Annotated in this window: 7 protein-coding genes; 2 read left to right on the top strand and 5 right to left on the bottom strand. The window is 36.3% G+C overall.

Annotated elements, in window-relative coordinates:
• Window positions 1-228: 228 nt before the first annotated feature.
• Window positions 229-549 carry a hypothetical protein gene (locus O3601_RS09230; protein ID WP_371472684.1) on the bottom strand — a complete coding sequence of 107 codons (321 nt, stop codon included), beginning with the start codon at window positions 547-549 and terminating at the stop codon, window positions 229-231.
• 189 nt (window positions 550-738) lie between these two features.
• Between O3601_RS09230 and O3601_RS09225 the strand changes: the two genes are divergently transcribed.
• Together O3601_RS09225 and O3601_RS09220 are read left to right on the top strand one after the other, a co-directional pair.
• Complete coding sequence (locus O3601_RS09225; protein ID WP_316126935.1) at window positions 739-1302, top strand: hypothetical protein; 564 nt, start codon at window positions 739-741, stop codon at window positions 1300-1302.
• 38 nt (window positions 1303-1340) lie between these two features.
• Window positions 1341-1658, top strand: coding sequence for a hypothetical protein (locus O3601_RS09220; RefSeq protein WP_316126934.1), 318 nt, complete (start codon window positions 1341-1343; stop codon window positions 1656-1658).
• Between the two features lie 21 nt (window positions 1659-1679).
• Here the strand turns inward: O3601_RS09220 and O3601_RS09215 are convergent, their stop codons facing one another.
• From O3601_RS09215 to O3601_RS09200, 4 genes are all read right to left on the bottom strand, one after another.
• The gene (locus O3601_RS09215; protein ID WP_371472681.1) at window positions 1680-2291 is read right to left on the bottom strand and encodes a hypothetical protein; all 612 of its coding nucleotides are present in this window, start codon (window positions 2289-2291) and stop codon (window positions 1680-1682) included.
• Between the two features lie 168 nt (window positions 2292-2459).
• A complete protein-coding gene (locus tag O3601_RS09210) occupies window positions 2460-3815 on the bottom strand; it encodes an FtsK/SpoIIIE domain-containing protein (protein ID WP_316126929.1) in 1356 nt (451 codons plus the stop codon).
• A complete protein-coding gene (locus O3601_RS09205; RefSeq protein ID WP_371472679.1) occupies window positions 3815-4906 on the bottom strand; it encodes a replication initiation factor domain-containing protein in 1092 nt (363 codons plus the stop codon). Before O3601_RS09205 ends, O3601_RS09210 begins: the two co-directional genes overlap by 1 nt.
• 156 nt (window positions 4907-5062) lie before the next feature.
• Window positions 5063-5431 (bottom strand): hypothetical protein, encoded by a 369-nt coding sequence (locus tag O3601_RS09200; protein WP_371472676.1) that lies wholly within the window; start codon window positions 5429-5431, stop codon window positions 5063-5065.
• Between the last annotated feature and the right edge of the window lie 244 nt (window positions 5432-5675).

Here is a 5675-nt window from a genome sequence, read left to right as displayed (position 1 = left end):
AGATGTAAACCCTTAATTTATTTGTGGGCCTCTGCCCACACCCGACCAGCGTTGGACGCTGGACCCCGCCTCTGAAAAACAAGGTTCTTCTGTTTGTTTTTCGAACGGCTTTCACAATCTAGCACAACGACAGCGCCGCGCAAGGTACGTCTTCGACTTTCCTCCTTGACGCTTTGCTTGATCGTCGTGCTTTTTTAGATTGTGCCGACGAAAAACAAACATTTAGAACTACCTAAAGCTTAAATATTTCTCTTTGAACTCGAGTAACATTTTAAGTTGCTGTTCTTCAGAATAAGCATCTTCTAAAGCCGAGAATGGCGGATAGCCGAATTCTTCAAGGACTGAACTCATTTCAAGTTTAATCGCTGAATAATCATCAAAATCTTTTCGACCAGATTTTTTCATAGCATTACTACAATCATCAGCAAATGCTTGCATAAAATCCGATGTCATAAATTTTTGAAGAGTTATGTCAGTATACTCAGACCATTCATCCTCAGAAGCGTCTTGACGTTCTTTTGCATTGAACATCTGTTTCCAATTTATCATGTCGAAACATTCCTTTCTTTTATTGATACATTTATGATACCATATTTTATTTTCAATGTCAACAATGTTCGTCGTTTTTTTAAATTTTTTACCATTTTTGCAACATTACAATTGACAAGTTGTTATTTTTGATATACAATTAGTGTATACAAAATCAACAAACAGATATACAAAAAGGAGATATTCACTATGCCAAGATATACAACTTTAACAGATTTCGTGAACACTCAAATTGAAAAATTTGATATTCCAGATACCGAAAAAAATCGGAACAAACTTAGAATTAAGTTCACGAGAGAGCTTCAAAGGCTCGGATACTGGGACACTGCCGAAAAAAAAGTAATTGGTCGTAACGAAACACGATTATTTTCAGACCAACAACTAAATCACTTATCTATTGAAGTTGAACCTTATCTATTAAAGCAAGGAAATGTAGATATAGAAGAACTCGAAGAGTATCGTCAAAACCTTGAAAACTACGTAGAAGAAATAAGAAATCAAACAAATGAAAGTTATCAGCAACAACTTGAGACAGAGCAATATGAACCGCCGAAAGTTACAAAAAAGGAAGCAATGGAAGTTATGATGACCGCTTTATTTGAAAAATTTTTTGAACCGCTCGACGTTCAAAAATGGAATCAAGACAAAGCTACAATCCATTTTGCAGAATTATCAGATATGACAGATACTGATTATGTACTTGCTTCAATAAGATTAAATAATCCAGTACAATCATATACTAAAGAAAAATGATATAATAGAGATAGCATTTAGATATAAAAGGTGATATCATGGCAGAAAACAAACAGGTACAAATTATAATACGTACCACACAAGAAGAAAAAAATATCATCACACAGAAAGCCAAAGATAAAGGCATTTCTGTAAATGAGTTTATAAAAAGAATTATTCTAGAAGACGATATCAAAGCAGATATCACCGATAATATCAATGATAGCAACAATGATATCACTAACGATATCATCGAAATCTTAAAAGACCAGTTGAAAACAAAAGATATGCAAATCGCAAATCTTCAGCAAATTATATATAATCGTGATACAAAACTGATAGAAACATCAAAAAAATGGTGGGAATTTTGGAAATAAAAAAAGCGAATACTTCGCTTTTTATAACACATCACATTTCTTTATCAATGATTTTATATCTTTTCTTTTTTGTTTATGACTATACTGCTTATTATGATTTAATTTATCTGTCTTAAATAATGAAATAGGAATATAAAAATCCGAAAACTCATCTTTTCTAAGAAAAAGATAATAACGCTTAGGATTATCTCTATGAGGTTGAAATTCAATAAGTAAATGCCACTTTATATGTGTGACTATACCACTGTAATCATTAACATATTTCCAATAACCATTTTTTGATATTTGAGTATCCATAAAATATGCTAAATCTCTAGCTAATTCTAATCGTCCTGTCAAATCGGCAAACTGTCTTGATGTAAATATTTTTTTGTAATAATTACTATTTGTAATATCTCCATTTAAAACATTATTTTTTAAACTTTTAAACAATAATGCCTTATCTACAATACTTTTCGAAGAACCATCAGGCAAAAATTTATTCAAATTTTCTAAATATTGAAATCCAAAAAGATGATAAAAATTTTTTGATTCAAATTTCACTAAAATTTTCTCATCATTAAATTCCATCTCATAAATAGAATTTTCTAGAGAACTATAAGTTCTAATAGCTTCTGTCAGTAACAAACACATTAATAAATATCTCCAGTATAATCAAAATGAGACTCTCTTTTGAGAGTCTCATTTCTTCCGGCTTAAATTCTCGTTCGCGGAAACCGTCCCCAAATCGATAGCTCATTACCCTAATCACGAGATAACTAAAGTAAATCATAGCTTACGTAATAACTATATTACACCACATTATATCACTTTTGTCAAGTTTATAAAATAAATTTTTTTAAAAAAACCTATTTTATAAGTCTTTTCAAATGCTCCTAGGTCATTAAATCCGTGACTATATAAATCGCAAACATAGAATTTCATTGGCTGATTAGTCAGTCCGTCGCAAGTATAGAACCCTCTGAAATCTTCAACGTTTCCAGCCGTTGCAACTTCTCCGAATGCCATTCGTTGAATGTCAGAGTTTGCAGATCCAAGAAGTATCTTGGTAGCAAACTGCTGACGTATCTTTTGCGGTAGCGTATCAGTCGAGGGGTCTTGCGTGCTAGCAATAACAGAGACACCCACCGAGCGCCCTCTTTGAATGATAGCCGTTAAGTCGGCCACAAACTTTTTAGACTGCTTAGAATCCATCAGAGCGACGATAGAGCCGATTTCATCAGCAACCAGCACAACAGGTTGAAGCCCAACTTCTGAAGCTTTCAGACCTATTTTTTGACGTTTCTGCACCTCATTAGCCATTATCTGCTGACGTTCCTTGATGATAGCTAGAATGTCTTCTAGCTGCTCAAAAACTGGGTCAATATCCGATACAATTTTATCAGCTGGATAGAAGCCTTTAAACGAACTAAACTCGTCCTTTCCGTCTATAAATCTGACGTCTGCGCCCATGCTGAAAAGCTGGAGTATTATTCCAAAAAGTACCGTTGTTTTCTTGCTTCCAGTTCGACCCCATACGGCTATATGGGCTCTTTCTGAAAGGTTAACCTCTAGCCCCTCTTGTAACTTGATGATATACTTTTCAGCCTTTATATCTTCGAGGGTCGCTGGTCGCCAAGTTTTATCTGTTCCCACGTCTTCGAGTACAAATTTATAAAACAGTCCGTCCGTCGTAATCATTGCAGACGTGACCGCATAGGCTCCCAGCTTTCCTCTGAAGCTGGAATTGATATCCTCTGTGAGCTTATCGACATCATACATACCAGCTAATTTCTCAACTTCTACGCTTATATGTGACGGTCTGCTATCGCACACCGTCACGCTAGGAACTGAGATAAAGGGGGTATCTTGTAGCCGATTAACTGACATAGTAGCCAATAAGCTTTTAGTGACTGCCTTTTCTGCCTTTTTCTGCGTGATATATTTCCCGATTGTCTTCGCTTTGATCACTGACTTTGTCAGCGAATACGCTCGCCAAATCGTCAATATAGCGACCAGCGACCACAAAGCAACTTGAACAAGTTTAATCGATACAACCAGCCCCAGCACTAAAGACAGAACGGCTAAGGTTAAAACCAAAGCCCACCACATCCAATATTGCGAATAGAAAGACACTTTATAGACGTTCTGAGCGTTCTTTTTGTAGGTTGTAGCCATTATTTGCCACCCCCTAAAAACTCGCTCAAATAATGGTTTATAGTCTCATCTGACAAGGTCTGACTATTCACGTATAAACGATTTTGCTTCTTTGAAAAATCAGTAGATTTTTCAGCTTTTTGAAGCAAATCGTAAATATCAAAACCTCGCTCATTTCCTATGATTTCAAGCAGAGAAAGAGAGGGCAAGACTGCAACACGTAACCACTCCAGCAAGTCTCCCAGCATTACATCACGTTCTGCAAGACTAAAGTCTATCGTCTCATCATACTCTAAAAACTTCTCCCACCATTTTGTTTTATACCACCGATTTTTGTTAGTGTCCCCACGTTTAGGGGTCAAAATCTCAAGAAGATTACGAAGCGACGTTTTAAAAATCTTGTCGATTTTATCGCCATTTAAAAACTCATCAATGATTTTCAAAGCGTATTTTTTAGAATAACTAATCTCGTAACGTTGCCAAACTTCTTTCCCAGTCCTCGCCCAATGGTCTCGGACTTCGGTTGGAAATAATTCGTTCTTGCTCTCATACTGCGCTTTTTTGTCATAAAAACGAGCATACACATTCCCACGGCTTCCATTTTGAGACCGAGCGTTTCCGATGTAAATTGTCTGCCCCAGCGATTTTCCGTTTTGGTCTGATGTTTTAACGATATTGTAGGACTTACGAGATGAGCGATAATGCCCTTTATTCAGTTTTTTCTCAATATCGGAAAATCTTACTGTCTCGTCATAATCATCAAGAGCCAAGTCAATCCGTGTGAAATTTACTCCACCGTACTCTTTTAGAGTTCTAAAAATAGAAACCCAATCGGTATCCCATTTTTCAGCTAATTCAGTCGACCCCTGACCCGTGAAAACCACGGTCATTGTCCGACTAGAATTTTTGTGCCAAGGCTTCTCGGGGTCATTCCAAAAGACGTTTACATAATTTCGATAAGTTGCCCCCGAGTTGTAAAAAAATCGCCCAGGGATTTCATCAAATTCTGCTAAATCATAATCCAAAATTTTCAAAAGTTGATGGTCTAACGTCTGCTCTTCATCTTCAAATGATACCGAAAAAGCCAGCCAGTCTACTTTGTATTTCTGCATGTCTTTTCCTCGTTCTATCTGTGTAGTATTTTATAAGGTCTAAACCGTTGATATATAAGGGCTAACGAGCATTTTTACTTGTACGTGTAGCCCCCATGATTATTGAGGGGGGCTACCTGCTGGAAACAAGTTCCAGCAGTACCCTCAATATCTTAGTTAGTAGTCAGCAATCTGACCTTTCTGCTCAATGAAAATCATATTTGCTGACTTGATATCATAGCCAAGACCAGCGACCTTGTAAGCCTGCAAAAGTTCAAATTGTCTATCTTCTGATAGAACAATTTTAACCATTTTACCAGTGCCAAATTCGACAAATGTATATGTGAGACCGTCAGACGTTTCAGAACGTTTATCCTTGCCGTTCTCATCTTTTACCTTATTTCCAAACCTATCTTTAAGTTTTGGAAAATGAGGGGTCGGATTAACTCCGACATTGACTACTACTACATTGTTAAACAACGTAAGACTTGCGTTTGTTGTGTTGCTCTGACTTTGCAAAGCTTTCAATTTTTCCAATTGTGACATATAAAAAATGTCCTTTCTAAAATGTTGTGTCGCTTACCACGACCTGCAAACACTTTAGAAAAGACACTCTACTTTTATTTAACCACCCTACTTGACCCACTGAGGCCTTTTTTGGTATAATGGTCTTGTTCGAAAAAAAGTGAGAGTCTTACTGAGTTGACTGCCAGGTCTAGGTAAGACTTTTTTGTTGTCTGTTAGTTGTTCGAAGACTAGCAGACATTTTTATTTTACATCAATTTTTTTT

The sequence above is a fragment of the Streptococcus sp. 20925_1_69 genome (genome assembly GCF_041432365.1).
Classification (GTDB): Bacteria; Bacillota; Bacilli; order Lactobacillales; family Streptococcaceae; genus Streptococcus.
The sequence above is the reverse complement of the archived record's forward strand: the minus strand, read 5'-3'. Positions and strand labels throughout refer to the sequence as shown.

Excerpts from the sequence above, each read along its gene's own strand:
- O3601_RS09220 (WP_316126934.1), top strand. The coding sequence starts at position 1,341 with ATGGCAGAAAACAAACAGGTACAAATTATAATACGTACCACACAAGAA.
- O3601_RS09200 (WP_371472676.1), bottom strand. The coding sequence starts at position 5,431 with ATGTCACAATTGGAAAAATTGAAAGCTTTGCAAAGTCAGAGCAACACA.
- O3601_RS09225 (WP_316126935.1), top strand. The coding sequence starts at position 739 with ATGCCAAGATATACAACTTTAACAGATTTCGTGAACACTCAAATTGAA.
- O3601_RS09210 (WP_316126929.1), bottom strand. The coding sequence starts at position 3,815 with ATGGCTACAACCTACAAAAAGAACGCTCAGAACGTCTATAAAGTGTCT.
- O3601_RS09215 (WP_371472681.1), bottom strand. The coding sequence starts at position 2,291 with ATGTGTTTGTTACTGACAGAAGCTATTAGAACTTATAGTTCTCTAGAA.
- O3601_RS09230 (WP_371472684.1), bottom strand. The coding sequence starts at position 549 with ATGATAAATTGGAAACAGATGTTCAATGCAAAAGAACGTCAAGACGCT.
- O3601_RS09205 (WP_371472679.1), bottom strand. The coding sequence starts at position 4,906 with ATGCAGAAATACAAAGTAGACTGGCTGGCTTTTTCGGTATCATTTGAA.